We start from the raw sequence: 25,305 nt of genomic DNA, 5'->3' as shown, positions 1-25,305 counted from the left end.
CTGCATGCGCGTGCTCGGCGTCAACGCCATCTACCACGACCCCTCCGCAGCCCTCGTCGTCGACGGCGTCACCGTCGCCGCCGCCGAGGAGGAACGCTTCAGCCGGCGCAAGCACGGCAAGCGCCCCGTCCCGTTCTCCGCGTGGGAGCTGCCCGAGCTGTCGATGCGCTGGTGCCTCGCCGAGGCGGGCCTCAAGCCGCAGGACCTCGACGCGATCGCGTACTCGTTCGACCCGGGCCTCGTGGTCCCCGCCGAGCAGCTCGGCCTGCACGACCCGTGGGACCACCTGCGCACCACGTACGCCGAGAAGGCCCCCGGCTTCATCTCGACCGCGCTCGGCGGCGAGGTCGACCCCGCGCTCGTGCGGTACGTGCCGCACCACGTCGCGCACGCCGCGTCGGCCGCGCTGGCCGCCCCGCACCGCGACTGCAGCGTCCTCGTCCTCGACGGCCGCGGCGAGCGCGCGTCGCACCTCGCGGGCCGCTACCGCGGCGGACGCCTCGAGGTCCTCGCGAGCCAGGCCCTGCCGCACTCGCTCGGGCTGCTCTACGAGTCGCTCACCGAGCACCTCGGCTTCCTGCGCTCGAGCGACGAGTACAAGGTCATGGCGCTCGCGTCCTACGGCAAGCCGCGCTTCCTCGAGGAGCTGCGCGAGGTCGTGCACCCGACGGGTGACGGCGGGTTCGTCGCCGAGGCGCCCGACTGGTCGCGGTGGGCGCCCAGGCGGGTCGACGACGGCACCTGGGGCGGCGACCACGCCGACCTCGCGTGCTCCGTGCAGGCGCGCCTCGAGGAGGTCCTCGTCGAGCTCGCGCGCTGGATCCACGAGCAGACCGGTGACCGGGTGCTCGCGATGGCCGGCGGCACCGCGCTCAACTGCGTCGCGAACTCCCGGATCTGGCGCGAGACCCCGTTCGAGGACGTCTGGGTCCAGCCCGCCGCCGGGGACGCCGGCACGTCGCTCGGCGCGGCCCTGCAGGTCGCGGCCGACGGCGGCGAGGAGCTCGCGCCCATGCCGGGCGCCGACCTCGGGCGCGGGTGGAGCGACGACGACCTCGCCGCGTGGCTGCGGGGCGCGGCCGTCCCGTTCAGCGAGCCCGCCGACCTCGGCGCGGAGGTCGCCGACGTGCTGGCCCGCAACGGCGTGGTCGCCTGGTTCGACGGCCGCAGCGAGTTCGGCCCGCGAGCGCTCGGCCACCGGTCGCTGCTCGCGCACCCGGGGCACGCGGAGAACCTCGAGCGCCTGAACGACGTGAAGGGCCGCGAGCAGTTCCGCCCCGTCGCACCGATGGTGCTCGCGGACCGCGCGGAGGAGATCTTCACGGACGGGCCGATCCCGAGCCCGTACATGCTGTTCGTGCACAGCGTCCGCCCGGCGTGGCGGGAGCGGATCCCGGCGGCGGTGCACGTCGACGGGACGGCGCGCATCCAGACGGTGGACCCGGCGGTGCAGCCGCGCCTGGGCGCGACGCTGCGGGCGTTCGAGGCCCGCACGGGGCTGCCGGTCGTGATCAACACGAGCCTGAACACCGCGGGGCGCCCGATGGTGGACGACCCGCGGGACGCGCTCGAGCTGTTCGGGTCGGCGCCCGTGGACCTGCTGGTGGTGGGCCCGTACCTGGTGCGGCGCTCGACGATGTTCGCGCGCGTGGGGGCGTCCGCCGGGGTGGCCGCCCGATGAGGGCGGCGTACGCGGTCGTGGTCCCGACGATCGGGCGTCCGTCGCTCGGGGTGCTGCTGGAGAGCCTCGCGGCGCAGCGGTTCGGCGAGGACCGCCCGGCGCCCGTGGAGGTGGTGGTGTGCGACGACCGGTCGCTCGAGGCCGCCCCGGGGGCGCTCGTGCTGCCGGACCTGACGGGTCTGGACCGGGCGGGCGTGCCGGTGCGGGTCGTCCGCTCGGGCGGGCGGGGCCCGGCCGCGGCGCGCAACGCCGGGTGGCGCTCGGTGCGCGCGGAGTGGGTCGTGCTGCTCGACGACGACGTCGTGCTGCCCGCGGACTGGTCGGAGCACCTCGCCGCGGACCTCGCGGCGGCCGGGCCGGACGTCGCCGGCATCCAGGCGCGCCTGCGGGTCCCGCTGCCCGGGCACCGGCGCCCGACCGACTGGGAGCGGAACACCGCGGGGCTCGAGGGCGCGCGGTGGGCGACGGCCGACATGGCGTACCGGCGCGAGGTGCTCGAGCGGCTCGGCGGCTTCGACGAGCGGTTCCCGCGCGCGTACCGGGAGGACGCGGACCTGGCCCTGCGGGCACGGCGGCAGGACTGGCGGCTCGTGCGCGGGTCGCGCGCCACGGAGCACCCGGTGCGTCCGGCGGACCCGCGGGTCAGCGTGCGGGTCCAGGCGGGGGCGCGCGACGACGCGCTCATGCGGGCGCTGCACGGGGCCCGGTGGCGCGAGGAGGCCGAGACCGGGCGGGGGCGGTTCGCGTGGCACGTCGCGACCGTCGGCGCGGGGGTGTGCGCGCTCGGGGCGGCGGTCCTCGGGCGGCGCGGTGCCGCGGCGCTGGCGGGTGCGGCGTGGGCGGCGCTCACGGCGGACTTCGCGCGGCGCCGCATCGCGCCCGGGCCCGCGCGCGGCGAGGACGGCTGGCTCGCGGAGCGGCGGACGATGGTGTGGACGAGCGTCGTGATCCCCGCGGCGGCGGTGCGGCACCGGCTCGCGGGCGCCCTGGCGCACCGCGCCGGCGCGCCCCCGTGGCCGGTCCCGGTGCAGGCGGTGCTGTTCGACCGGGACGGCACTCTCGTGCACGACGTCCCCTACAACGGCGACCCCGACCGGGTGCGGGTCGTGGACGACGCGCGCGCGGTGCTCGACGACCTGCGCGCCCGCGGGATCAAGGTCGGGGTGGTGACGAACCAGTCCGGCCTCGGGCGCGGCCTGCTCACGCTCGCGCAGGTCGAGGCCGTCGAGGCGCGGATCGAGGCCGAGCTCGGGCCGTTCGACGTGTGGGTGCGCTGCCCGCACACCCCCGCCGACGGGTGCACGTGCCGCAAGCCGCAGCCGGGTCTCGTGCTGCGCGCCGCGGCGCGGCTCGGGGTCAGCCCCGCGGAGTGCGTCGTCGTCGGCGACATCGGCGCGGACGTCGGCGCCGCGATCGCCGCCGGGGCGGGTGCGGTGCTCGTGCCCACGCCGGTGACGCGGCCCGAGGAGGTCGCGGCAGCACCGCTCGTCGCCGTGAGCCTGACCGAGGCCGTGGCGCTGGTCCGCGAGCGCCTCGCCGGGACGACTCCCCCGTCCCCGGAGCAGCGCACCCGCGCGGAGCACGCCCGCACGGGAGCGCACGCCCCGCGGGTGCCGACCGGCCCCGCGCCGGCGTCGCTGTCGACGGTCGGCGGTGGTGACCGGTGAGCAAGGTCCTCGCGGTCCGCCTCGACAACGTCGGGGACGTCCTGCTGACGGGTCCGGCGGTCCGGGCCCTCGCCGCGACGGCGTCGGGCGTCGACCTGCTCGTGTCGGGGTCGGGCGAGGCCGCCGCACGGCTGCTGCCGGGCGTCGACGAGGTGCTGCGCTTCGACGCCCCGTGGAGCGGGTACCGGCCGCCGGAGTTCAGCACGGGCGCGGTCCAGGCGCTGCTCGCGCGCCTGCGCGCCCACCAGTACGACCGCGCCGTGGTGTTCACGTCCGACCACCAGAGCCCGCTGCCCATGGCGCTGCTCGCGCGGATGGCGGGCATCGGGTGGGTCGGCGCGACGAGCCACGACTACCCGGGGGCCCTGCTGGACGTGCGGCACCCGCGCCCCGAGGGGCTGCACGAGGTGGAGGCGGCGCTCGGGCTCGCGCGGGCGGCGGGCGGCGAGCTCGCCCCCGGCGACGACGGGCGCCTGCGGGTCCGGGAGCCGCTGCCCCCGGTCGCGGACCTCGTGCCCGACGGCCCGTACGTCGTGGTGCACCCGTCGGCGTCGGTGCCCTCGCGCGCGCCGGCACCGGAGCACGCCGCGGCGATGGTCGCGGCCCTGACCGACGCCGGCTGGCGGGTGCTGGTCACGGGCGGGGCGTCCGAGCACGAGCTCGCCGCCCAGGTCGCGGGCAGCACCGGGACGCCCGTCGCGGGCCGTACCGACCTGCACCGGCTCGCCGCTCTCCTCGCCGGTGCGGCGTGCGTCGTGACCGGCAACACCGGCCCGGCGCACCTCGCGGCCGCCGTCGACACACCCGTCGTCTCCCTGTTCTCCCCCGTCGTTCCCGCGGAGCGCTGGGCGCCCTACGGCGTCCCGGTCCGGCTGCTGGGCGACCAGGGGGCGGCGTGCCGGGGCTCCCGGGCGCGGGAGTGCCCCGTCGCGGGCCACCCGTGCCTGACCGGCATCTCCCCGGCCGAGGTCGTGGACGCGGTCGCCGCGCTGGTCGCCGCAGCTGCCCCGCACGTGCCGGGCAGCCCCTCGGCCGTCCTCGCCGGCGCCTCCGGGGCGGCGGGAGCCGCCGTCGCCGGCGCGGCCACCGGGTCCGCGCTCGGGGCGGGGGTGAGCGCATGAGGGTCCTCGTGTGGCACGTGCACGGCTCGTGGCAGACGTCGTTCGTCGCCGGCCCGGACGAGTACCTGATCCCCGTGGTGCCCGATCGCGGGCCGGACGGTCGCGGTCGCGCGCGGACCTGGACGTGGCCCGCGAGCGCCCGCGAGGTCGCCCCCGAGGCGCTGCGGGCGGCCGAGCCCGACGTCGTGGTGCTCCAGCGCCCGCACGAGATCGAGCTGCTCGAGCGCTGGACGGGGCTGCGCGCGGGGCTCGACGTGCCGGCGGTGTACGTCGAGCACAACACGCCCGCCGGCCCGGCGGCGACGACCCGGCACCCGCTCGCGGACCGCTCCGACATCCCCGTCGCGCACGTGACCGCGTTCAACGCGCTCATGTGGGACTGCGGGCGCGCACCGACCACGGTCGTCGACCACGGGGTGCACGACCCGGGCCCGCTGTACACCGGGGAGCGCGAGCGGGTCGCGGTCGTGGTGAACGAGCCCGTGCGGCGTGGGCGGGTCGCCGGGACCGACCTGCTGGTGCACGCCGCGGGGCGGGTCCCGGTCGAGGTGTACGGCATGGGGGTCCTGGGGCTCGCGGACCTGGTCCCGGGCCTCGCGGGCCACCTGCACGACGACGTCCCGCAGGCCCGGATGCACGCGCGGCTCGCCGGGGCACGCGCCTACCTGCACCCGTTCCGCTGGACGAGCCTCGGGCTCGCGCTCGTCGAGGCGATGACGATCGGCATGCCGGTGCTCGCGCTCGCGACGACGGCGGCGCCCGAGGCCGTCCCGCCGTCGGCCGGCGTCGTCAGCTCGGACCCCGACGTGCTCGTCTCGGCCGCACGCCGCTGGCTGCACGACCCCGAGGAGGCCCGCGCCCACGGCCGGGCCGCCCGCGCCCACGCGCTCGAGCGCTTCGGTCTCGACCGTTTCCTGTCCGACTGGCAAGTCCTGCTCAAGGAGGTCGTCCGATGAGGATCGCGATGGTGTCGGAGCACGCCAGCCCGCTCGCCACGCTCGGTGGCGTCGACGCCGGCGGGCAGAACGTCCACGTCGCCGCGCTCGCCGAGCACCTCGCGAGGCTGGGTCACCGGGTCGACGTGTACACCCGGCGCGACGACGCGTCCCTGCCGCGGGTCGTCGAGATGCGCCCGGGCGTGCGGGTCGTGCACGTGAGCGCGGGGCCGGCGCGGGCGCTGCCGAAGGACGAGCTGCTCCCCTACATGACCGAGCTCGGCGACGAGCTCGCGCGGGAGTGGCGGGAGCACGGCGCACCCGACGTGGTGCACGCGCACTTCTGGATGTCCGGGCTCGCCGCGCTGCGGGCCGCCGCCGTGACGGGCCCGCCCGTGGTGCAGACGTTCCACGCGCTCGGGTCCGTCAAGCGCCGTCACCAGGGCGAGCGCGACACGAGCCCCGCGGGGCGCGCCGACGTCGAGGCCCAGATCGCCCGGACCGTCACGCGGGTCGTCGCGACGTGCACCGACGAGCTCGCCGAGCTCGTGCGGCTCGGCGTCCCCGCCTCGCGCGTGTCGGTCGTGCCGTGCGGCGTGGACGTCACGCACTTCCGGCCACCGCGACCGGAGGACGCCGTCCCGCCGCTGCAGGACGGGCGGTTCCGGATGCTGTCCGTGGGCCGGCTCGTCGAGCGCAAGGGTGTCGACAACGCCGTGCGCGCGCTGCCGCTCCTGCCCGACGTCGAGCTCGCCGTGGTCGGCGGGCCCGCGCAGGAGGAGGTGCGCGACGACCCCGAGGGCCGGCGCCTGTGGCAGCTCGCGGTCGACCTGCGGGTCGAGGACCGGGTCCGGTTCCTCGGGCGCGTCGCGCACGACGACATGCCGGCCGTGCTGCGGTCCGCGCACGTCGTGGTCGCGACCCCCTGGTACGAGCCGTTCGGGATCGTCCCGCTCGAGGCCGCGGCGTGCGGGCGACCCGTCGTGGCGAGCGCCGTCGGCGGGATGCTCGACACCGTCCAGGACGGCACCACCGGCGTGCTCGTCCCCCCGCGCGACGCGCTCGCGCTCGCCCGGGCGGTCCGCAGCGTCGTCGACGACCCCGAGCACGCCGTCGAGCTGGGCACCGCCGCCCGGCGCCGCGCCGTGCGCCGGTACGGGTGGGACCGCGTCGCGCAGCAGACCGCACGCGTGTACCGGGAGCTTCTGTCCGCCGGCCGGGTGGCCCACGTCGTCGAGGAGCAGGCCGTATGAGCACGCAGTCGTGGATCGAGGAGCACACCGGCGAGCTCACGCGCGCGCTGCGCTGGCTCGGGGACCAGAGCTGGCTCGTCGAGCGCTGGGGCGCCGAGCTCGCCGACCGCCTCGTCGCGGGGCACCGCGTGCTCGTGGCGGGCAACGGGGGCAGCGCCGCGGAGGCGCAGCACCTCACGAGCGAGCTCGTCGGGCGCTTCCTCGCCGACCGGCGGCCGTTCTCCGCGCTGTCGCTGTGCGCCGAGAGCTCGAGCGTCACCGCGATCGTCAACGACTACGGCGCCGACGAGATGTTCGCCCGGCAGGTCGAGGCGCACGGCCGCCCCGGCGACGTGCTCGTGCTGCTCTCCACGTCGGGGCGCAGCCCGAACATCCTGCGCGCGGCCGAGCGCGGCCAGGCGCTCGGGCTGCGCGTGTGGGCGCTGACGGGCGTCGCGCCGAACCCGCTGGTCGGGCGCTCGCACGAGGCGCTCGCCGTGCCCGCGCCGTCGACGGCCGCGGTGCAGGCCGCGCACCTCGTCGCGATCCACGCGCTGTGCGCGGCGTTCGACGCGCGCGTCGAGCAGCACGACGCGGGGCTCGCCGGGGTGGATGCCCCGTCGGCCGCGGTGGTGGGACCGCCCCCAGCGCCCCCAGGGCCCGCGGTGCCCGGTCCGCCCGCACCCGCGCTCGACCGCCGGTCCCTCGACGGCACCGGCGCGCGCGCATGACCGCCCGCCCCCACGTCGTCATCGTCGGCGACGTCGTCCTCGACCGGGACGTCCACGGGCGCTCCGACCGGCTCAGCCCCGACGCACCCGTGCCCGTCGTCGACGTGTCCGACGTGCGAGAGCGCCCCGGCGGCGCGGGCCTCACCGCGCTGCTGTGCGCGGCCTCCGGGGCGCGCGTGACGCTCGTCGCCCCGATCGCCGACGACCCCGAGGGCCGCCGGCTGCGTGCCGCCCTCGAGCCCCACGTCGGGGTTCTCGCGCTCGGCCACCGCGGGCCCACGCGGCTCAAGGAGCGCGTGCGCAGCGGAGGTCAGTCCCTCGTGCGCCTCGACCACGGCGGCCCGGGGACCCCCCGCGACGTCGAGGTCGCGGCGGTGCGCGCCGCGCTCGAGAGCGCCGACGTCGTGCTGGTCAGCGACTACGGCGCCGGGACGACGCGCGACGAGGACGTGCGCTCGCTGCTCGCCGAGCGGGCCGCGCGCGGGCTGCTCGTGTGGGACCCGCACCCGCGGGGCGGCGCCCCCGTGCCCCGCGCGACGCTCGTGACGCCGAACCTCGGGGAGGCCCGAGCGGCCGCCGCCGGCGACCACGGGCCCGGCGGCGACTCACCCGAGGAGCTCGCGGGCCGGCTGCGCGCGACGTGGCAGGCCCGCGCCGTGTGCGTCACCGTCGGCGCGCAGGGCGCGTACGTCGCGCCGACCGGCGGCGCGCCGCTGTTCGTGCCCGCGCCGTCCGTCGAGGGCGGGGACCCGTGCGGGGCCGGCGACCGGTTCGCCGCGACCGCGGCCGTCGCCCTCGCGCGCGGCGCCGTGCTCACCGAGGCCGTGCAGGCCGCCGTCGCCGAGGCCACCGCGTGGGTGCGCGGGGGCGGCGCCGACGCGTTCCGGGCCGTCACCGAGGCGGCGACCGCCGACGGGTCCGCCGCCGCGCAGCCCGACGCCGTCGAGCACCGCGACGTCGCGCTCGCCGACGTCGCTGCGCGCCTGCGCACCGGTGGGGGCACCCTCGTCGCGACCGGCGGCTGCTTCGACCTCGTGCACGCCGGGCACGTCGCCATGCTCGAGTCGGCCCGCCGGCTCGGCGACGCGCTCGTCGTGCTGCTCAACTCCGACGCGTCGGTGCGCCGGCTCAAGGGCGAGGGCCGACCCGTCGTGACCGAGGCCGACCGGGCGCGCGTGCTCGCCGCGTTCGACTGCGTCGACGCCGTCGTCGTGTTCGACGAGGACGACCCCCGCGCCGCGCTCGAGGCCCTGCGCCCCGACGTGTGGGCGAAGGGCGCCGACTACGGCGGCGCGGACCTGCCCGAGACCGAGGTCGTGCAGCGGCACGGGGGGCGGGTCGTCCTCCTGCCCTACCTCGACGGGCGCTCGACCAGCACCATGATCCGCCGCTCGGGGCTCGCCCGCGCGGACCACCAGTGAGGAGACCTCGTGACCCAGCTCGACACCTCGACCCGACCCGCCGCCCGGGCCCCGCGTGAGATCGGCACCGTCTTCGTGACCGGCGGCGCGAGCGGCCTCGGCGCGGCCGTCGTGGAGGCCGTCGCCGCGGCCGGCGGGCGTCCGGCGGTGCTCGACGTGAGCGCGCCCGCGGCCGACGTCCCGCACGTCCAGGTCGACCTGTCGGACAGCACCGCCGCCGCGGCCGCCGTCGAGCAGCTCGTCGCGCAGGTCGGCCCGCCGTCCGCCGTCGTCACCGCGGCCGGGACCGACGCGTGCGGGACGCTCGCCGACATCGACCCCGAGACGTGGGAGCGCGTCGTGCGGGTCAACCTGTTCGGGACCGTCGCGGTCGTCCGGGCCTGCCTGCCCCACCTCGAGGAGTCGCGCGGCACCGTCGTGACCGTCGCCTCGACCCTCGGGCTCAAGGGCGTGAGCGACGCCACGGCGTACTGCGCGTCGAAGTTCGCGGTCCGCGGCTTCAGCCAGGCGCTCGCCGCCGAGCTCGCCGGGCGGGTCGGCGTCACGCTGCTCGTCCCCGGCGGGATGCGGACCCCGTTCTTCGACGGGCGCACCGAGCAGTACCGCCCCGGGCCCGACGCGGACCTCAACGACCCCGCCGACACCGCGGCCGCCGTCCTGACCGCGCTGCGCCAGCCCGTCGGCTGCGAGATCCGCGAGATGCTCGTCATGGCCTCCGGCGAGGGCTCCTGGCCGTGACCGGTGCACCCGGCGGCGCACCGGGCCGTCCGGGAGCCGGGTCGGCGCGCCCCGGGGGCGACGTGCTCGTGCTGCGGGCGCTCGGCCTCGGGGACGCGCTGACCGCGGTGCCCGCGCTGCGCGGGGTGCGGCGGGCGTGGCCGGACCGCCGGCTCGTGCTCGCCGCACCCCGCGCCGAGGCCGGGCTGCTGCGCGACCTCGGTGTCGTGGACGCCGTCCTGGAGACCGACGCCACCGGGGTCTCCGCCCGCGGCGTCGCGCCGGGTGCCGCGCTGCCGTGGGACGCGCGGGGGCACGTCGCGGTCAACCTGCACGGCCGCGGGCCGCAGAGCCACGATGTCCTGCTCCGCACGGACCCGGACCGTCTCGTGGCGTTCGCGTGCCCCGAGGCCGGTCACGACGCCGGGCCCGCGTGGGACGACGCCGAGCACGAGGTCGCCCGGTGGTGCCGCCTCGTCGCGGACGCGGGCGGGCCCTGCGACTCCCGCGACCTGCGGCTCCCGGTCCCGTCGGCGGGGTCCGCCGGGTCGGCCGGGGACGCGGCGCCCGCCGTCCCGCGCGCCGACGTCGTGCTGCACCCCGGAGCCGCGTCGGCCTCGCGCCGCTGGCCCGCCGCGCGCTGGCGCACCGTGCTGCACGACCTCACTGCACGCGGGCTGACCGTCGCGCTCACGGGCTCGGCCGGCGAGAAGGACCTCGTCGACCAGGTCGCCGAGGCAGCGACCGCGCCCGGCCACGTGCACCGCACCGCGGGGACGCTCGACCTGCCCGGGCTCGTCGCGCTCGTGGCCCGCACGCGCCTCGTCGTGTGCGGCGACACGGGCGTCGCGCACGTCGCGACCGCGACCGGGACGCCGTCGGTCCTCCTGTTCGGCCCCGTCGCGCCCGCCCGGTGGGGGCCCGCGGTCGACACCGAGCGGCACACCGTGCTGTGGCACGGCGCCCCGGACGCCCCGGGCGACCCCCACGGCGCGACCCTCGACCCGGCGCTCGCCCGCGTCACCACCGACGAGGTCCTCGCCGCCGCCCGCGCGCTCCTGGCCCGCGCGCACTGAGCCCGCGAGGGCCCGCGCACGCCGCGCGCCGAGCCGCGAGCCCGACAGCTCCGTAGGGCGGCGCTGGTGACACCCGGCACCGGACGGCGGCGCGACGGCGCCGGCACCGGCGCTCACTCGGCGGGGTGCACCGGCGCCGGCCCCGCCCGCTCACGCCGGGACGGTCACCACCGAGCGGAACCACTCGACCGTGCTCGCGAGCCCCTCGTCCCACGACACGCGCGGGTTCCAGCCCAGCACCCGGCGGGCCAGCGCGGTGTCGGGGCGCCGGACCTCCGGGTCGTCCACCGGTCGGGGCACGAGCTCGACGGTCGACGACGAGCCGGTCGCGGCGATCACGTCCTGCGCGATCCGCAGGATGGTCCGCTCCGTCGGGTTGCCGATGTTCACCGGACCAGGGTGCGTGCTCGCCGCCATCGCGAGGATCCCCTCGACGAGGTCCGAGACGTAGCAGACGGACCGCGTCTGGGAGCCGTCGCCCGCGATGGTCAGCGGCTCCCCGGCGAGCGCCTGCCGGACGAACGTGGGGATGGCGCGGCCGTCGTTCGGCCGCATGCGCGGTCCGTAGGTGTTGAAGATGCGCACGATGCCGGTGTTGACGTGATGGGTCGTGCGGTACGCGGTCGTGATGGCCTCGCCGAAGCGCTTGGCCTCGTCGTACACCCCGCGCGGCCCCACGGGGTTGACGTGGCCCCAGTAGTCCTCGGGCTGCGGGTGCACCTGGGGGTCGCCGTAGACCTCCGAGGTCGAGGCGAGCACGAAGCGGGCACCCTTGTCCTTCGCGAGGCCGAGCGCGTGCGCCGTGCCCACCGAGCCGACCTTGAGCGTCTCGATGGGCAGATGGAGGTAGTCGACGGGCGAGGCGGGCGACGCGAAGTGCAGCACGACGTCGACGTCGCCGGGCACGTGCACGTAGTCGGTGACGTCGCAGCGCAGCAGGTGGAACGCGGGGTCGCTCATGAGGTGGGCGACGTTCGCGGGCGAGCCGGTGAGGAAGTTGTCGAGGCACACGACCTCGCTGCCGCGGGCGAGCAGCTCCTCGCACAGGTGGCTGCCGAGGAACCCGGCGCCTCCGGTGACGACCACCCGGCCGAGCGACGTGTGCACGGGTCCGGGCGCGGTCAGGCTTCTCGTCATGGTGTCTCCTGTCGCAGGGCTGGGTGGGGTCGCGACGGCGGGGGCTCGTCGCGCAGCAGGGCGCGCAGGGTCCGCACGTGGCGCGGCACGACCCGGCGTGCCCGCAGCGCGCGCGGCACGTCGCGCAGGGCGGCGCGGAGCCCGGCGCGAGGCGCGGGCCCGCCGGCCCACGCCCCGGTCACGGTCCGCAGCGCGTCGCGGGCCGGGAGCCGGAGCACCGCGGTGAGGACGCGCGCGCGGGTCACGGCGCTCACGCGCGCGTCGGGCGAGTGCCGGGCGGGTGACGGGTGGTGGTGGACGAGGACGTCCTCGACGTAGACGAGCTGCCACCCGTCCGCGGCGAGGTCGAGCGCGACCCGCTCCTCCTCGCCGGGGAAGCGCACCACGTCGTCGAACCCGCCGACGGACGTGAACGCGTCCGCGCGGACCATCGCGGCGCACGCGACGAAGCCGAGGACCGCCGGCCCCGGCAGCCCCGCCCGGCGCGGCAGCGGCGAGCGGGCGAGCTCGTCGCAGAAGGGGTCGAGCCGCTCCTCGGGACCCACGTGGATCCGGGCGGCCACGACGGCGACGTCCGGGTGCGCGTCGAGCACGTCGGCGGCGCGGCGCAGGGCACCGGGCGCCCACCAGGAGTCGTCGTCGGCGAACGCCACGAAGGGCGTGCGCGCGGCTCGCACGCCGAGGGTCCGGGCGTACGCACCGAGGTTGCGGTCGAGGCCGGTCACCTGGACGTCGGGGAGCGACGCCCGCACCGCCTCGGCCGTGCCGTCGCCGGAGGCGTTGTCGAGCAGCAGGACGGGGGCGCGGTGCCGGGCGAGGGAGTCCAGGAGCTCGCGACGCCGGTCGCGGCTCACGACGACGACGGTCACCCGGTCGTCCTCGACGACCCGGCTCGTGCCCTGGTGCGGCTGCATGCGCGCGCTCCCCCGTCGGTCCCTCGGGAACGTCGGCACTGGGCTCGGCCGGACCCCCGAAGGATGCCACGACCAGCCACGACGCGCGCGGCGACGAGAGCCTCCTGTTGCGTGGTCGGCATGGGCGATTCATGCTGGTTCCGCGGGTCCGCCGTGCCCGCTCTGGGGCAGCGGCTCGCACTGCGCCTGGGGAACACGGGCGCGCGAGGACGCACGCGGCACGAGCCGGACGTTCAGGGGTGAGCAACGGCATGACCACGACCAAGGACGACTTCACGATCGCGGCCGACGAGGTCGACGGGCACGAGCACGAGCACGCGGTGACGGGGACGGGGTGCGTCGAGCGCTTCCTCGAGCAGCTCCCGGTCGCGGCGCTGCAACGCGTGGTGCCGTCGGCGCACGTCGTGATCTCGGTGCAGGACGGTGACGTGATGCGCACGGTCGCCTCGAGCGACCCCGCCGCCGAGGCGTGCGAGCGCACGGCGGACGAGCGCGCCGAAGGGCCCTCGGCTGCCGCGCGGCGGCAGGGCCGGATGGTCGTCGTCCCGGACGTCGAGGACGACACGCGGTGGCCCCGGTGGGCCGACGCCACGCGCGCCTGCGGCTTCCGGTCCGTCGTCGCCGTCCCTGGGCGGCTCGAGGGCGAGGCCCAGCTGCTGCTCACGCTCTACTCCCCCACGCCCGACGCCTGGGACGGCGCCGCCCTCGCGACGGCCGTGGGCTACGCCCAGGAGCTCGCGCACGCCCTCACGGTCTGCCGCTCGGCGCAGCGCCAGGCCGAGGTCAACTCCCACCTCAAGGCCGCGCTCGCCTCCCGCGCGACGATCGACCAGGCGATGGGCGTGATCATGGCCCAGAACCGGTGCAGCGCGGAGGACGCCTTCGCGATCCTGCGGACCGCGTCGCAGCACCGCAACACCAAGCTCCGCGACGTCGCCGTCGCGATCATCGAGGGTGTGACCGGCCAGCCGGCGAGCCCTCCCCCGGAGTTCCGCGACTCGAGCCGCTGACGCGCCACGTCGGCGCACCGGGACCGGCCGACCCCGCCCGGTGCACCGGTGGCGGTGACCCCACCCGCGGCCTCTCCTCGGCCCCCGAGGCGGCGGCGAGGAACAGGCCGAGGGCCACGGGCACGTCGGCGGCCGCGCGGGTCGGGCTGCGTCCGGTCATCGGGAAGGCCTCTCGGCCGGGATGCTGGCGGTCACGTGGGCGCGGTCCTCGCTCCTCCGTCGTCGCTCCGGCGGAACACCGGCTCGCGGGCCACGACGGCCTGCGCGACCTGCGCGAGGGGCTGGTCGAGCGCGAACGCGTGGGCCCGCAGGATCGCGAGGGCGTCCCGCACTCCGACCGCGAGCTGCGCGACAACCATCCCGGTGGCCTGGTGGACCTGCGCGCGGTTCGACCAGGACCCGCCGGGGCCGAGGTCGGAGAGCACGCCGGCGTCCTGCAGGAGCGCGGCGGCGAGAGCGTCCGCGAGGAACTGCGCAGCCGCCTCGTCCTCGGAGAGCGGACCGGCGGTGCGCCGGTAGAGGGTCAGGACGCCCTGGACCGCGAACCCCTGGCGCATGGGCAGGGCGTAGAGCTGGCCGGCCCCGGTCTGACGCGTCGCGGACTCCGCGAACATCGGCCAGCGCTCCGCGGCCTGCGCGAGCGTCACGACGACGGGCTCGCCCGTGAGGTACGCCGACGTGGCGGGCCCTTCCCCCAGCACGTCGTGCAGGTTCTCGAGCTGCGCCGCGACCTCGTCGGTCGCGCACAGCGTGATGCGGTTCGTCGAGGCGTTGTCGACCGTGAGGGACGCGCCGTCAGCTCCGAGGAGCCTGCGCGTGGCCTCGCACAGCCGCCAGGTGAAGCTCTCGTGCTCGGGTGCGCCCGCGACCGCGGACGCGAGCCGGGCGAGGAGGTCCGTCTGCCCTTCCACCGCCACCCCGCTCTCGTCCGTCGCCGGCCGTGCACGCTGCTCGCGACCGGCTCGTCCTCCGACGTCGAGGGCCGACCGGTGATCGCCGGGCTCCCGCGCAGCGTGCCTCGCCGACCCACGGCCGGGTGGGGGGCGGCGACCGACGCCGCCCCCACCGGTCCGCTCACTCCTTGTGCAGCGCGTCCTGCACGGCGCCGGCGATCTTCTCGACGCGGTTCGGCAGGTCCGTCGTGCCGTACAGGCGCGAGTCGGGGCGCGTCGGCGGCGGCATGGGCACCGGGGTCTCCGTCGAGGCGTCCCGGTAGGAGAACTCGCCCTTGCCGTCCGGCGTGGGGCCGCTGGCCCACCGTCCCTCGGACGCGTGCTCCCCGTTGGAGAAGTTGATGTAGTCGTACGACACGTCGCGCTCCTCCTTGCGGATCGGGAAGTTGCTCGGCACGGGGAAGTCCTCGTACCCCTCCTCGCGCAGCTCGGCCGCGGCGGCCATCCACTGGTTCTGGTGCATCGTGTCGCGCGCCAGCAGGAAGCTCAGGAGGTCCCGCACGCCCGAGTCGTCCGTCATGTGGTAGAGCCGCGCCACCTGGAGCCGGCCCTGCATCTCGGCGTTCGCGTTGGCCGTGAAGTCCGCGAGCAGGTTCCCGCTCGCGGTGATGTACCCGGCCGACCACGGGTTGCCCATGGAGTCGACGGGCCGCGCGCCGGCACCCGCCACGATCGCGTGCTGCAGGTCCGTGCCGCCGATGACCGCGGCGACTGTGGGGTCGTTCTGCACGGCGTCCTCGGTGATGCCGATGGGCGCCTTCTCGAGGAGCTGGGCGATCATCGTCGCGAGCATCTCGACGTGCCCGAACTCCTCGGCGCCGATCCCGAAGAGCAGGTCACGGTACTTGCCGGGGATGTGGGCGTTCCACGACTGGAAGCCGTACTGCATCGCGACGGTGATCTCGCCGTACTGGCCGCCGAGCACCTCCTGGAGCTTGCGCGCGTAGACGGCGTCGGGCTTGTCGGGGGTGGCCTTGTGCTGGAGCTCCTGGCGGTGGAAGAACATGGATCACGCTCCCTGGGGGCTGGTGGCGGACGTGCCGTGCTGGGTGAGCTCGCCGAGGAACGCGTGACAGCGCTGCGCCCGCTCGGAGTCCTCGCGCATGACCTGCTCGAAGAAGTCGGCGATGTCGTCCCGGCCGGCGTTGCGTGCGTCGCGCACGTACTGGCCGTAGTCGTGACCCGCCTTGAGCGAGTGGTACTGCAGCGAGATGAGGTCGAACGTGACGTCGTCGAACCCGGTCTCTCCAGTTGCCATGGTGATGGCCCTTCCTGGTGGCCGGCCGCAGCCGGCTGCCGCCCAGGACTCTCGCGCCGGGCGGCTAGAGAGGCCCTGTGCTGGACCGCTCGTCCACGCTAACCCGGCCTCCCGGCACCGCAACCGCGCGCGGGCGACGACCGCCTCGTCGCCCGCCGTCGCGCTGCTCAGCGGGTCGTGAAACCGGTCGCCTTGTGGCTGCCGTCGCACCACGGCTTGATCGCCGACGCCCCGCAGCGGCACAGCGCGACGGTGGCCCGGCGGCGCGGCACGAGCTCGCCCGCGGCGTCGCGGATCTCCGCGTCGCCGCGCACGAGGAGCGGCCCGTCGGGGCACGCCACGATGACGGCCGGGCGCGGCGCGCGGGGGACGGGCGGGAGGTCGGGGTCGTCGAGCATGGTCGTCAGTCTGCTGCCGGCCCCGGACCCCCGCACCCGGTCGGCCCCGCGGAACCCGTCAGACCGGGCCCCGTGCGTCCGATGGGGCACCCGTGACCTCTGCACCGTCACGCCGCACGGCGACACCGACCCGGTCCCCGCTCGACGACGTCCTCACGAGCGGCGCGCTGCACAGCGTGTACCAGCCGCTCGTCGACTTGCGCACCGGCGCCACCCTCGGGCACGAGGCGCTGCTGCGGGGTCCGGCGGGGACCCCGTGGTCCTCGCCGCTCACGCTGCTCGAGGACGCTCGCGCGGCCGGCCGGCTCGTCGAGCTCGAGCGCGCGTCGCTGACCGCGGCGTTCGCCGGAGCGGCCGGCGACCACCCGGCCGCGGCCGCCACGCTGTTCGTCAACGTCGAGCCGCAGACCCTGACCCAGCACCTCGAACCCGTGCTCGAGCTGCTCGACCGGCGCCCGGACGGGCTGCAGGTCGTCGTCGAGATCACCGAGCGCGCACTCGCGGCGGAGCCCGCCCGGATCCTCGCCGCCGCCGACCGGCTGCGCACCGCGGGCTGTGCGATCGCCCTGGACGACGTGGGGGCCCGGCCTGCGTCGCTCGCGTTCGTCCCCCTCCTGCGCCCCGAGGTCGTCAAGCTCGACCTGGGCCTGCTGCGCACTCTCGAGGACCCGCAGACCGTCGTCGTGGCGGGCGCGGTGCGCGACTACGCCGAGCAGTCCGGCGCGGAGGTCGTCGCCGAGGGCGTCGAGGACGCCGACGACCTCACGCGCGCGGTCGTGCTCGGTGCGACGCTCGGGCAGGGCTGGTACTGGGGTCGTCCCGGCCCCGTCCCCGGCGCCGCGCAGCACCTCCCGGGGCGGTTCGCGGCGCACGCGCCGGTCCCCTCGCAGCACCGCACCACGCCGTTCGACCTCGCCGCCGCCGTCCGGACGGTCCAGCGCGTCCCCAAGCGCCTCCTCGTCCCGCTCTCGACGACCCTCGAGCTCGCGGCGCAGCACTCGCTCGTCCCGCCGATGGTCCTCTCGTGCTTCCAGCACGAGCGGTACGTCACCCCCGCGACGGCGCGCCGCTACGCCGGGCTCGCGCAGCGCCTGCCGTTCGTCGCGGCGCTCGGCGAGGACATGCCGGCGGAGCCGGCACCCGGGGTGCGCGGGTGGGCGCTCGACGCCCACGACCCCCTCGTCGAGGAGTGGACGGTGCTGGTGCTCGGCGCGCACGCGGCGAGCGCCCTCGTGGCACGCGCGGCCGGGCACGCCGACGCGGACGGGGACCGCCCGTTCGACATGGTCGTGACGCACGACCGCGCGCTGGTCACCGCGGCCGCGCGGGCCGTGGTGCGCCGGCTCAGCGTCGACTGACGGCCGGAGCCGGCCGGACCGGCACCGCCCGCGCCGTGCTGCGCGTGCCGCCCGGCCGTCCCGGCTCGGCGAGCGCCCGCTCCCGGCGGGCCGCCGCGCACCGGGCGCGCCGGACCCGGCCGGGTGCCGTCGCGCGCCGCACCCGCTGCCCGGCGTACGGGACGCCCCCGCGCACGCGCATCCCGAGCGCGACCCACGCGCACACGGCCCGCTCGAGCACCCACAGCGGCGCGCCGAGCGTGCACCGGGCGGGGAACCGCTCGGCCCCGCCCGCCCGGCGCCGGCCGCGCTCCGCGAGCGCCAGCACCGCGGCGAGCACCCCCACGGTCCGCACCCGCGAGCGCCCGGCCCACACGAGCGTGGGTGCGAGGGCGAGCTCGACGGCGAGCCGGACGGGCTGCCCGAGGCTGTCGTACGCCTGCCGGACGCGCTGCCCCGCGAAGTGCCGCGCGGTCGGCGGGCGGCGCGCGACCAGCACGTCGTGGGCGATCACCTCCGCACCGCCCGCCGCGCGCACGGTGCGCAGGAGCTCGAGGTTCTCGAAGAGCACGTCGCCGTCGTAGCCGCCCGCGGCCAGGAGCGTCGAGCGGCGGACGCCGAGCGTGCCCGGGTAGTCGGCGCCGAGGGCCCGGTTGAGCAGCGTGCGCCCCGAGTCCCAGACCGCGTGCCACGGCAGCGGGTCGAAGTAGTTCTGCGGGCGGACGGCGTCGGCCTCGTCGAGCAGCGCGTCGATCGCCGCGAGCGTGCCGGCGTCGTGGCGCACGTCGTCGTCGGCGAGCACCAGGTGCTCGTGACGCGCGAGGCGCACGCCCGTCATGACGCCCGCGACCTTGCCGTTGCAGCCGGGCCAGGCGTCGGGGCGCTCGTGGCGCACGAGGCCGTGCCAGGCGCGCGCGTGCGCGGCCAGGAGCGGGGGCGGCGAGCCGTCGACGACGAGGACCTCCTGCACGAGCCCCGCGAGCCCGTGCAGGTACGCGGTCAGCTCGTCGAGGTCAGCGTCGTCGGTCCAGCGCAGCGGCAGGACGTAGGTCAGGCGCAGGCGGTGAGGTCCCACGGCACGGCCCTCATGCGGCGCGCAGCGACGAGCGGCCCGCCTGCCACGCCGTCATGATGTGCTCGGCGACGGCGTCGTCGAGCGCGAGGCAGACCGCGGCGCCGAAGAGGATGTCGGCGGTGAGCCCGGGCTCGTCGCGCGCGAGACCCCCGGCGAGGTCGCGGCCCGCGATCTGCTCGTGCACGGCGTCGGCCTCGACGTGCTCGTCGAAGTACAGCGTCGTCTCGGGCCCGTGGCCGTGCCGGCGGAAGCCGTTGCCGTAGAAGCGGTTGGGCAGCGAGGACGTCATCTCGAACGCCGCGAGGTGCCCGGCGACCGCGCCGCGCAGGCGCCGGTGCAGCCCGAACAGCGACATCGCGTTGAGCGACGCGAGCGTGATCGCGGGGAGCTCCTCGACGTACCGGCCGTACGCGTCGTCGAGCCCGAGGCCGCGCATCGTCTGCGCGAACAGCGCGGCGTGCATGCGCTCGGGGTCCCCGCCGCCGTACTCGTCGGCCTGGATCTCGACGAGCGCGGCCTTCGGGGCGCCGGAGAGCCGCGGGACGGCCCACGTGTGCGGGTCGGCCTCCTTGAGCTGGTACAGCGAGCGCTGCACGAGCAGCTCGCGGAGCTGGCCCTCGGAGGCCTTCTTGCCGACGTACCGGGCGAGCCCGGGGCCCGTCTCCGCGGCCGCCATGGTGAACAGCGTCTCGGCGACGCCGGTCTCGTCGAGCCCGTGCGCGTCGGGCACCTTGACGCGCTCGCGCAGCTCGGTCTCGAACGCGTCCTCGAGGCGCCGGCGGGCGCGCAGGAGCCCGGGCTCCCACTCCCAGCGGTCGTCGACGTCCTCGAACCCGCGGTAGTGCAGCTCGTACAGGCAGAACAGGGCGAGCTGGACGTCGTCGTCCTCGAGCAGGTCGGTGGACGCCGCGAGCGCGTCCGCGACCGGGAGCGCGGGTGCGGGGTCGTCGTCGCCGGGCACGGGTCCCCGCAGCAGCGGGACGAGGGCGGAGCTCAGCGGTCCACGAGGGGTGGGGAGGATCATGTGCGGGGCACCTCGTCTGAGCCGGTGGGCTCGCCGGGGAAGGTCCGCGGCGCCTGCCTGGCCGCGGGCCACGGGGGGTCATACCGGACAAGCGTGCACCGGCCCCTGCGCCCCCGCATCCCGTGGCGTCAGCGCGTTCCGGCCCCCTCACCTGCGGAAGCGTCCGACGAGCCGGCCGGTGGCGCCCCGGCGGACCGGCCCGGCGGGACGCCGTCGCCGCGCGCCCGCCCCTCGGCGATCAGGGCGAGGCGATGGAGCGCCTCCTTGTTGCGCGGGACGATCGCGGCCTTGCGCAGCGGGCGCGGGACGAGCGCGCCCGGGCCCTTGACGGCATCCTCGGCGAGCACGACGCGGCACGAGGTGGGGCTCTCCGGGCGCACGTCGATGACGACGCGCGCCTCGCCGAGCGGCCACCCGTGGGCCTGCAGCTCGAGGCGCCCGCGGGGGTCCCAGCGGCGCGAGACGGTCTTGTCGTTGAGGACGAACGGCCACACGCCCGCGGAGTGGTGGATCGCCGCGCCCGGCTCCGGCCAGTGCGCGTCGACCTCGCGGATGCGCGACGCGCCGACGACCCAGCCGGCGTACAGCCAGCCGTCCTCGAGGACCTCGACGACGACCTCCGCGGCGCAGCCGACCCGCCGCTCCACGACGGCCATGCCGCCGCTGAGCGGACCGGAACGGGTGTGCGTCTCGCGAGCCCCGTGCGTCGTGCTGTCCGTCGTGGCGTCGCCGTCACCGGCTGCCGCGCTCACGGCGTCATCACGATCTTGTTGCAGCCGTCCGCCTTCTCGCGGAACATCTCGAAGCCCGCGGGGGCCTCGTCGAGCGTCATGCGGTGGCTGATCACGAAGCTCGGGTCGATCTCGCCGGCGACGATACGGTCGAGCAGCGGCTGCATGTACCGGTGCGTGTGGCACTGGCCCGAGCGCAGGGTCAGCGAGCGGTTGACGACGGCGCCCATCGGGAACTTGTCGACGAACCCCCCGTAGACCCCGACGACCGACACGACCCCGCCGTTGCGCACGTTGAGCACCGCGTCGCGCAGAGCGCCGGCGCGGTCCGGCTCGAGCTTCACGGCCTGCATGACCTTGTCGTAGGCGTTGATCGCGCCGACGTGGTGGTGCGCCTCCATGCCGACGGCGTCGATCACCGCGTCCGGGCCGCGGCCCGCGGTGATGTCGAGGAGCGCCTCCTTGACGTCCTGCTCCTCGTAGTTGACCGGGATGGCGCCGGCCTTCTCCTGCGCGATCCGCAGCCGGTAGTCGAACCGGTCGATGGCCACGACCTTGCCGGCGCCGAGCAGGTAGGCGCTCGCGACGGCGAGCTGGCCGATCGGCCCGGCGCCCCACACCGCGACGACGTCACCGGGCCTGATGTCGCACATCTCGGCGCCCATGTAGGCGGTCGGGAAGATGTCGGACAGGAAGAGCACCTGCTCGTCCGTCAGGTCGTGCTCGATCTTCAGCGGGCCGACGTCCGCGAACGGCACGCGCACGTACTCGGCCTGACCCCCGGCGAACCCGCCGAGCATGTGGGAGTACCCGAAGATCCCGGCGGGCGAGTAGCCCATGACCTTCTCGGCCATGCCGGCGTTCGGGTTGGAGTTCTCGCACAGGGAGTAGTTGCGCCGCACGCACTGCGTGCACGCCCCGCACGAGATCGGGAACGGCACGACGACGCGGTCGCCGACCCGCAGGTTCCCCGCCGCGCTGCCGACCTCGACGACCTCGCCCATGAACTCGTGCCCGACGACGTCGCCCTTCTCCATCGTCGGGATGAAGCCGCCGTACATGTGCAGGTCGGACCCGCAGATCGCGGTCGACGTGACCTTCACGATCGCGTCCCGCGGGCTGAGGATCTGCGGGTCGGGGACCTCCCCGACCTCGACGACTCCCTTGCCCATCCACCTGTTCGCGCGCATCTCGTCCCTCTCGTCGTCGGCCCGCGGTCCCGCGGTGTGCCCGCGGGGCTCGCTGTCCGGGTGCGGCCCGTGCGGGGCCGGCCGCGGCGCGCCCACGGGGTGCTGCTCGTGCCTGCTGGTCGTCGTGCTGGTCGTCGTGCTCGTCGTCGTGCTCGTCGTCGTGCTCGTCGTCGTGCTCGTCGTGGTGCTCGTCGTGCACGGTCGTGCGTCGCTGCCGGCCCAGCGTGCGGATCGCCGCCGCGGCCCGTCGGGGCGCCCGGCGGGTCAGCCGGCGCCGAGCGCGCCCTCGGGCGCCTGCTCGACGGGTTCCGCGGTCCGCTGACGCGCCTGGTTGCCCGCGCGCGTGCCCCCCGGGCTGCCCTCGGAGCGCACGATGTCGCCCGTCTCGAGGACCTGCTTGAACCGGCGCAGGTCGTCCTCGACCTGCTGGCGCGGCTGCTCCCCGAAGAGCCGGGCGACGAGCTCGCCGACCTTGCCGCCGGGTGTGCGGTAGTCGATCTCGACGCGGACCTCGGTGCCCTGGTCCCCCGGCGCCTCCGTCAGGCGCACGCTGCCGGAGTTCTCGACGTCGGCGCTGCCGACCGACTCCCAGCGCAGCAGGCGCGGTGCGTCGGCCTCGACCACGCGCGCGTCCCACTCGACGTGCGTGCCCATCGGGCCGGACACCCGCCAGTGCGAGGTGCCGTCGGGCGCGAGCGTGACCTGCTCGACGTGCGCCATGAAGCGGGGGAAGTTCGTGAAGTCGGACCAGTACGCGTAGACCTCGTCGAGGGGTCGGCGCACGGTGATCGCGGCGTGGACGCTCATGGGGCCTCCTGTCACCGACGACGCGGGACGTGTCGCCGGGGGTGCGGGTTCCGTGACCGGTCGGTCGCGGTCCGGGTCGGACGGGACGGGTCGGGTGCTTCTGCCACCGGGAGCGGCCCGACCGGTTCCGGGAGACGCGGACGCCTCCTGGACACCGAGCCTGCGCCCGAACGGCGGCACCGGCAATCGGAACGCCTGCTCAGGGGGCCCGACGGCGCGCCGGGCGCCGCGTCGACCGCCTCCCGCGCAGACCGCCGTCCCCGTGGACGGTCCCGACCTGGACGTGCGCCCGACGCCCGCGAGCGCCACGATCGTGGGATGCGCCCGCTCGACGACGCCGACCACGGCACCCTGCCCGCTCCCGTGCCGCGCGCGGCTGCCGGCGCCTCCCTGGCCGGCGCGGCGCTGGGCGTGCTCACGCGCGCGGTGACGGCGCTGCGGGGCGCGCGGCCGCTGCACCCGGACGGTGCGACGCTGCAGGCCACCGTGATCCGGTTCGGCTCGCCGCGTCCGACCGGCGCGCGCTGGCTCGACGAGCCCGGCACCGACCGCGGGATCGCCCGCGTGTCGCGGTCGGGCGGGGTGCCCGCACCGCTGCCGGACGTCCAGGGCCTCGCGCTGCGGCTCGACGGCGTGGACGGCCCGTCGGACCTGCTCCTGTCGACCACGGGTCTCGGGCGGGTCGGCAGGTTCCTGCTCACGCCGCACCGCGCCCCTTCGGGCGGGCCCTACGGGAGCCTCCTGCCCTACCGGACGCCGTCGGGCCCCGTCCTGCTCGTCGCCGAGCCCGGGCCCCGCGTCCTGCCCGCCGACCTCGACACGCTCGCGCGCGAGCTCGCGGCGGACCCCTGGCACCTGCGGCTCGGGCACGCGACACCGACGGGACGCTGGCACGAGTTCGGCGAGCTCGTCGTCGGCGGCCCCGCGCAGGCCACCGTGGACTCCGTCCTGCGCTTCGACGCGGTCCTGCACCCGCTGCCGGGCCTGGCGCTCGCGCCCTGGGCGGCGCGGCTGCGCGAGCCGTCGTACGCCGCGGCCCGCACGCACCACGTGGCAGGCTGACGCCCCTCCCACGTCGCCGGGACGGGTACGGCCTCCCCTTCCCCGGGCACGTCGCCCGTGCACGACGACGGGCCGGCCGCTCCGTGGGAGCGACCGGCCCGGGGTGTCGTGCGGGCGGCGTCAGTTCTTGAAGACGTCCTTGATCTTCTCGCCGGCCTGCTTCACGTCGGCCTTCGTCTGGTCCGTGCGGCCCTCGGCCTCGAGGTCACGGTCGCCGCTCGCGCGGCCCGCCGCCTCCTTGCCCTTGCCCTGCAGATCCTCGGCCGCGTTGCCGATCTTGTCGTCGAGTCCCATGACGAACCTCCTCCGGTCGTGTCCCTCGACCGTACGAGCGCACTGGTGGGCGCGCCACCGGAGGGGTCGGACGGTCGGCCGGAACCGGTCCCCGCCGAGGGTCGATCCGTCCGTCCGCCGTGGCCTGTGCCGCGGACCCCTGCACCCGGAAGACGCCGGGCGCGCGGACGCATCAGGGCACGTCGTCGTGGCTCCTCCCAGGACGAGGACCGAGCAGAGCGGAGCACCACCGTGGACCGACGCACAGGCACCGCCCCGGCCGCTGCCGAGCCCGCGCGGGCCGGACGATGAGCGACCTCGACGGCAGCCCGTTGACCGGCGACCCGCGCTCCGCGGACGTGCTCGCCCTCGTGGCCGCGATCCGCCCCGTGCGCCCGCTCGCGGCCCGCCTCCCGCCCGCGCCGTCCTCGGGCGCCCCGGCAGGCTCGAGCAGCCCGCCGGGCCCCGCCGGTCCGGTGGCGCTCAGTACGCTCGTCGCACGACCCGGCGCGGCCCGGGTGGACGTCGGGGCACCGGCGCCCGCGAGCGCCGGCCGCGCCCGCCCAGCCCGTTGAGGAGCGTCATGCCTGCCCTTCCCGCCCTGCCCCCGTCGGTCCGGCTCGCTGAGGGCCGCGGCGGCCTCGCGTGCGTGCGCGTCGAGACCCCGCACGCGACCGCCGAGGTGTACCTGCACGGCGCGCACGTGACGGCCTGGCAGCCGAGCGGCCAGGAGCCGGTGCTGTGGACGAGCGCGGCGAGCCGCTTCGAGGCGGGCGCGCCGATCCGCGGCGGGGTGCCGATCTGCTTCCCGTGGTTCGGCGCGCACCCTGCGGCGGCGGACGCACCGGCGCACGGCTGGGCGCGCACGACGGCCTGGGAGCTGCGGGGCGCCGCGGAGGACGCGTCGGGCGACGTGACGCTCGAGCTGGGGCTCGCGGACTCGGATGCCACCCGGGCCTCGGCGTGGCCGCACCGCTTCGCAGCGACGTACCGGGTCACCGTGGGCGGGACGCTGCGCCTCGAGCTCGCGGTGACGAACCACGACGACGCCCCCGTCACGCTGACGGACGCGCTGCACACCTACCTCGCCGTGGGCGACGTGCGCGGCGTCACCGTCGAGGGCCTCGAGGGGGCGTCCTACGTCGACAAGGCGCCCGCCTCCGGAGGACCGGTGGACGCGCGCCAGGGCGACGAGCCCGTGCGGTTCACCGCGGAGACCGACCGGGTGTACGCGAGCGGAGCGACGGTCCGCGTCGTGGACCCGGCGCTCGACCGCACCGTGACCGTCGCCAAGGACGGCTCGGGCTCGACGGTCGTGTGGAACCCGTGGGTCGGCAAGGCCCGCGCGATGGCCGACCTCGGCGACGACGAGTGGCCCGGCATGGTCTGCGTCGAGGCCGCGAACGTCGGCGCGGCGGCGGTGCACCTCGCACCCGGTGCGACGCATCGGCTCGTGCAGTCGCTGGTCGTGGCCACCGGGGCGGGCGACACCGCGTGACGCTCGTCACCTGAGCAGGCGACCAGGTCCTCCCGGGAGGCGGACCCCGCACGCTCC

The 25,305-nt window shown here is 76.8% G+C and carries 27 protein-coding genes; 15 read left to right on the top strand and 12 right to left on the bottom strand.

Annotation, left to right across the window (positions count from 1 at the left end):
* Positions 1–4: 4 nt before the first annotated feature.
* Genes NXY84_RS10660 through NXY84_RS10615 form a run of 9 tightly spaced genes read left to right on the top strand, consistent with a single transcriptional unit; the run spans position 5 to position 10,581 of the window.
* The gene (locus tag NXY84_RS10660) at positions 5–1,681 is read left to right on the top strand and encodes a carbamoyltransferase family protein (RefSeq protein ID WP_258727042.1); all 1,677 of its coding nucleotides are present in this window, start codon (positions 5–7) and stop codon (positions 1,679–1,681) included.
* A complete protein-coding gene (locus tag NXY84_RS21745) occupies positions 1,678–3,348 on the top strand; it encodes an HAD-IIIA family hydrolase (protein WP_309485080.1) in 1,671 nt (556 codons plus the stop codon). Before NXY84_RS10660 ends, NXY84_RS21745 begins: the two co-directional genes overlap by 4 nt.
* The gene (locus tag NXY84_RS10645) at positions 3,345–4,469 is read left to right on the top strand and encodes a glycosyltransferase family 9 protein (protein ID WP_258727041.1); all 1,125 of its coding nucleotides are present in this window, start codon (positions 3,345–3,347) and stop codon (positions 4,467–4,469) included. The genes NXY84_RS21745 and NXY84_RS10645 overlap by 4 nt, the downstream gene beginning before the upstream one ends.
* Positions 4,466–5,425, top strand: coding sequence for a glycosyltransferase (locus NXY84_RS10640; RefSeq protein WP_258727040.1), 960 nt, complete (start codon positions 4,466–4,468; stop codon positions 5,423–5,425). Before NXY84_RS10645 ends, NXY84_RS10640 begins: the two co-directional genes overlap by 4 nt.
* Entirely contained in the window at positions 5,422–6,657 is a 1,236-nt protein-coding gene (locus NXY84_RS10635; protein WP_258727039.1) for a glycosyltransferase, read from the top strand. Before NXY84_RS10640 ends, NXY84_RS10635 begins: the two co-directional genes overlap by 4 nt.
* Positions 6,654–7,367, top strand: a complete 714-nt coding sequence (locus NXY84_RS10630) for a D-sedoheptulose-7-phosphate isomerase (protein ID WP_258727038.1) — start codon at positions 6,654–6,656, stop codon at positions 7,365–7,367. The genes NXY84_RS10635 and NXY84_RS10630 overlap by 4 nt, the downstream gene beginning before the upstream one ends.
* Positions 7,364–8,788 (top strand): PfkB family carbohydrate kinase, encoded by a 1,425-nt coding sequence (locus tag NXY84_RS10625; RefSeq protein ID WP_258727037.1) that lies wholly within the window; start codon positions 7,364–7,366, stop codon positions 8,786–8,788. The genes NXY84_RS10630 and NXY84_RS10625 overlap by 4 nt, the downstream gene beginning before the upstream one ends.
* 9 nt (positions 8,789–8,797) lie before the next feature.
* Positions 8,798–9,526, top strand: coding sequence for an SDR family oxidoreductase (locus NXY84_RS10620; protein WP_258727036.1), 729 nt, complete (start codon positions 8,798–8,800; stop codon positions 9,524–9,526).
* Positions 9,523–10,581: a glycosyltransferase family 9 protein gene (locus tag NXY84_RS10615; RefSeq protein WP_258727035.1), complete on the top strand. Its 1,059-nt coding sequence runs from the start codon at positions 9,523–9,525 to the stop codon at positions 10,579–10,581. The genes NXY84_RS10620 and NXY84_RS10615 overlap by 4 nt, the downstream gene beginning before the upstream one ends.
* A gap of 150 nt (positions 10,582–10,731) precedes the next feature.
* On the opposite strand, the gene NXY84_RS10610 is transcribed toward NXY84_RS10615, so the two are convergent.
* Complete coding sequence (locus NXY84_RS10610; RefSeq protein ID WP_258727034.1) at positions 10,732–11,718, bottom strand: UDP-glucuronic acid decarboxylase family protein; 987 nt, start codon at positions 11,716–11,718, stop codon at positions 10,732–10,734.
* Complete coding sequence (locus tag NXY84_RS10605) at positions 11,715–12,632, bottom strand: glycosyltransferase (RefSeq protein WP_258727033.1); 918 nt, start codon at positions 12,630–12,632, stop codon at positions 11,715–11,717. Before NXY84_RS10605 ends, NXY84_RS10610 begins: the two co-directional genes overlap by 4 nt.
* A gap of 251 nt (positions 12,633–12,883) precedes the next feature.
* On the opposite strand from NXY84_RS10605, the gene NXY84_RS10600 reads away from it, so the two are divergent.
* Positions 12,884–13,642: a GAF and ANTAR domain-containing protein gene (locus NXY84_RS10600; RefSeq protein ID WP_258727032.1), complete on the top strand. Its 759-nt coding sequence runs from the start codon at positions 12,884–12,886 to the stop codon at positions 13,640–13,642.
* A 191-nt stretch (positions 13,643–13,833) separates the two neighbouring features.
* Here NXY84_RS10600 and NXY84_RS10595 read toward each other — a convergent pair whose 3' ends face one another.
* The 4 genes from NXY84_RS10595 to NXY84_RS10580 all read right to left on the bottom strand — a co-directional run bounded on the left by NXY84_RS10595 (position 13,834) and on the right by NXY84_RS10580 (position 16,251).
* On the bottom strand, positions 13,834–14,553 hold the full coding sequence (locus tag NXY84_RS10595) for a GAF and ANTAR domain-containing protein (RefSeq protein WP_258727031.1): 720 nt from the start codon (positions 14,551–14,553) through the stop codon (positions 13,834–13,836).
* Positions 14,554–14,716: 163 nt separating this feature from the next.
* Complete coding sequence (locus tag NXY84_RS10590) at positions 14,717–15,601, bottom strand: manganese catalase family protein (RefSeq protein WP_141372558.1); 885 nt, start codon at positions 15,599–15,601, stop codon at positions 14,717–14,719.
* A gap of 3 nt (positions 15,602–15,604) precedes the next feature.
* Positions 15,605–15,853: an acyl carrier protein gene (locus NXY84_RS10585; RefSeq protein ID WP_183294897.1), complete on the bottom strand. Its 249-nt coding sequence runs from the start codon at positions 15,851–15,853 to the stop codon at positions 15,605–15,607.
* A 167-nt stretch (positions 15,854–16,020) separates the two neighbouring features.
* On the bottom strand, positions 16,021–16,251 hold the full coding sequence (locus NXY84_RS10580) for a CDGSH iron-sulfur domain-containing protein (RefSeq protein WP_258727030.1): 231 nt from the start codon (positions 16,249–16,251) through the stop codon (positions 16,021–16,023).
* Positions 16,252–16,343: 92 nt separating this feature from the next.
* Between NXY84_RS10580 and NXY84_RS10575 the strand changes: the two genes are divergently transcribed.
* Positions 16,344–17,609, top strand: coding sequence for a sensor domain-containing phosphodiesterase (locus NXY84_RS10575; protein WP_258727029.1), 1,266 nt, complete (start codon positions 16,344–16,346; stop codon positions 17,607–17,609).
* On the opposite strand, the gene NXY84_RS10570 is transcribed toward NXY84_RS10575, so the two are convergent.
* The 4 genes from NXY84_RS10570 to NXY84_RS10555 all read right to left on the bottom strand — a co-directional run bounded on the left by NXY84_RS10570 (position 17,596) and on the right by NXY84_RS10555 (position 21,590).
* The gene (locus tag NXY84_RS10570) at positions 17,596–18,663 is read right to left on the bottom strand and encodes a glycosyltransferase (RefSeq protein ID WP_258727028.1); all 1,068 of its coding nucleotides are present in this window, start codon (positions 18,661–18,663) and stop codon (positions 17,596–17,598) included. The two genes, NXY84_RS10575 and NXY84_RS10570, sit on opposite strands and share 14 nt — an antisense overlap.
* A 10-nt stretch (positions 18,664–18,673) precedes the next feature.
* On the bottom strand, positions 18,674–19,687 hold the full coding sequence (locus tag NXY84_RS10565; protein ID WP_258727027.1) for an iron-containing redox enzyme family protein: 1,014 nt from the start codon (positions 19,685–19,687) through the stop codon (positions 18,674–18,676).
* Positions 19,688–19,815: 128 nt separating this feature from the next.
* Positions 19,816–20,439, bottom strand: coding sequence for an SRPBCC family protein (locus NXY84_RS10560; RefSeq protein ID WP_258727026.1), 624 nt, complete (start codon positions 20,437–20,439; stop codon positions 19,816–19,818).
* Positions 20,436–21,590, bottom strand: a complete 1,155-nt coding sequence (locus NXY84_RS10555) for a zinc-dependent alcohol dehydrogenase (RefSeq protein ID WP_258727025.1) — start codon at positions 21,588–21,590, stop codon at positions 20,436–20,438. The genes NXY84_RS10560 and NXY84_RS10555 overlap by 4 nt, the downstream gene beginning before the upstream one ends.
* On the opposite strand from NXY84_RS10555, the gene NXY84_RS10550 reads away from it, so the two are divergent.
* On the top strand, positions 21,583–21,930 hold the full coding sequence (locus NXY84_RS10550) for a hypothetical protein (protein ID WP_258727024.1): 348 nt from the start codon (positions 21,583–21,585) through the stop codon (positions 21,928–21,930). The genes NXY84_RS10555 and NXY84_RS10550 overlap by 8 nt on opposite strands.
* Here NXY84_RS10550 and NXY84_RS10545 read toward each other — a convergent pair.
* On the bottom strand, positions 21,873–22,415 hold the full coding sequence (locus NXY84_RS10545) for an SRPBCC family protein (protein WP_258727023.1): 543 nt from the start codon (positions 22,413–22,415) through the stop codon (positions 21,873–21,875). The genes NXY84_RS10550 and NXY84_RS10545 overlap by 58 nt on opposite strands.
* A gap of 318 nt (positions 22,416–22,733) precedes the next feature.
* Between NXY84_RS10545 and NXY84_RS10540 the strand changes: the two genes are divergently transcribed.
* Positions 22,734–23,477, top strand: a complete 744-nt coding sequence (locus tag NXY84_RS10540; RefSeq protein WP_258727022.1) for a hypothetical protein — start codon at positions 22,734–22,736, stop codon at positions 23,475–23,477.
* Positions 23,478–23,597: 120 nt separating this feature from the next.
* Here the strand turns inward: NXY84_RS10540 and NXY84_RS10535 are convergent, their stop codons facing one another.
* Positions 23,598–23,771, bottom strand: a complete 174-nt coding sequence (locus tag NXY84_RS10535; protein ID WP_258727021.1) for a CsbD family protein — start codon at positions 23,769–23,771, stop codon at positions 23,598–23,600.
* Between the two features lie 287 nt (positions 23,772–24,058).
* Between NXY84_RS10535 and NXY84_RS10530 the strand changes: the two genes are divergently transcribed.
* Positions 24,059–24,325 (top strand): hypothetical protein, encoded by a 267-nt coding sequence (locus NXY84_RS10530; RefSeq protein WP_258727020.1) that lies wholly within the window; start codon positions 24,059–24,061, stop codon positions 24,323–24,325.
* 8 nt (positions 24,326–24,333) lie between these two features.
* Complete coding sequence (locus NXY84_RS10525; protein ID WP_258727019.1) at positions 24,334–25,248, top strand: D-hexose-6-phosphate mutarotase; 915 nt, start codon at positions 24,334–24,336, stop codon at positions 25,246–25,248.
* Positions 25,249–25,305: the final 57 nt, after the last annotated feature.

The organism is Cellulomonas sp. NS3, from assembly GCF_024757985.1.
Classification (GTDB): domain Bacteria; phylum Actinomycetota; class Actinomycetes; order Actinomycetales; family Cellulomonadaceae; genus Cellulomonas_A.
The sequence above is the reverse complement of the archived record's forward strand: the minus strand, read 5'-3'. Positions and strand labels throughout refer to the sequence as shown.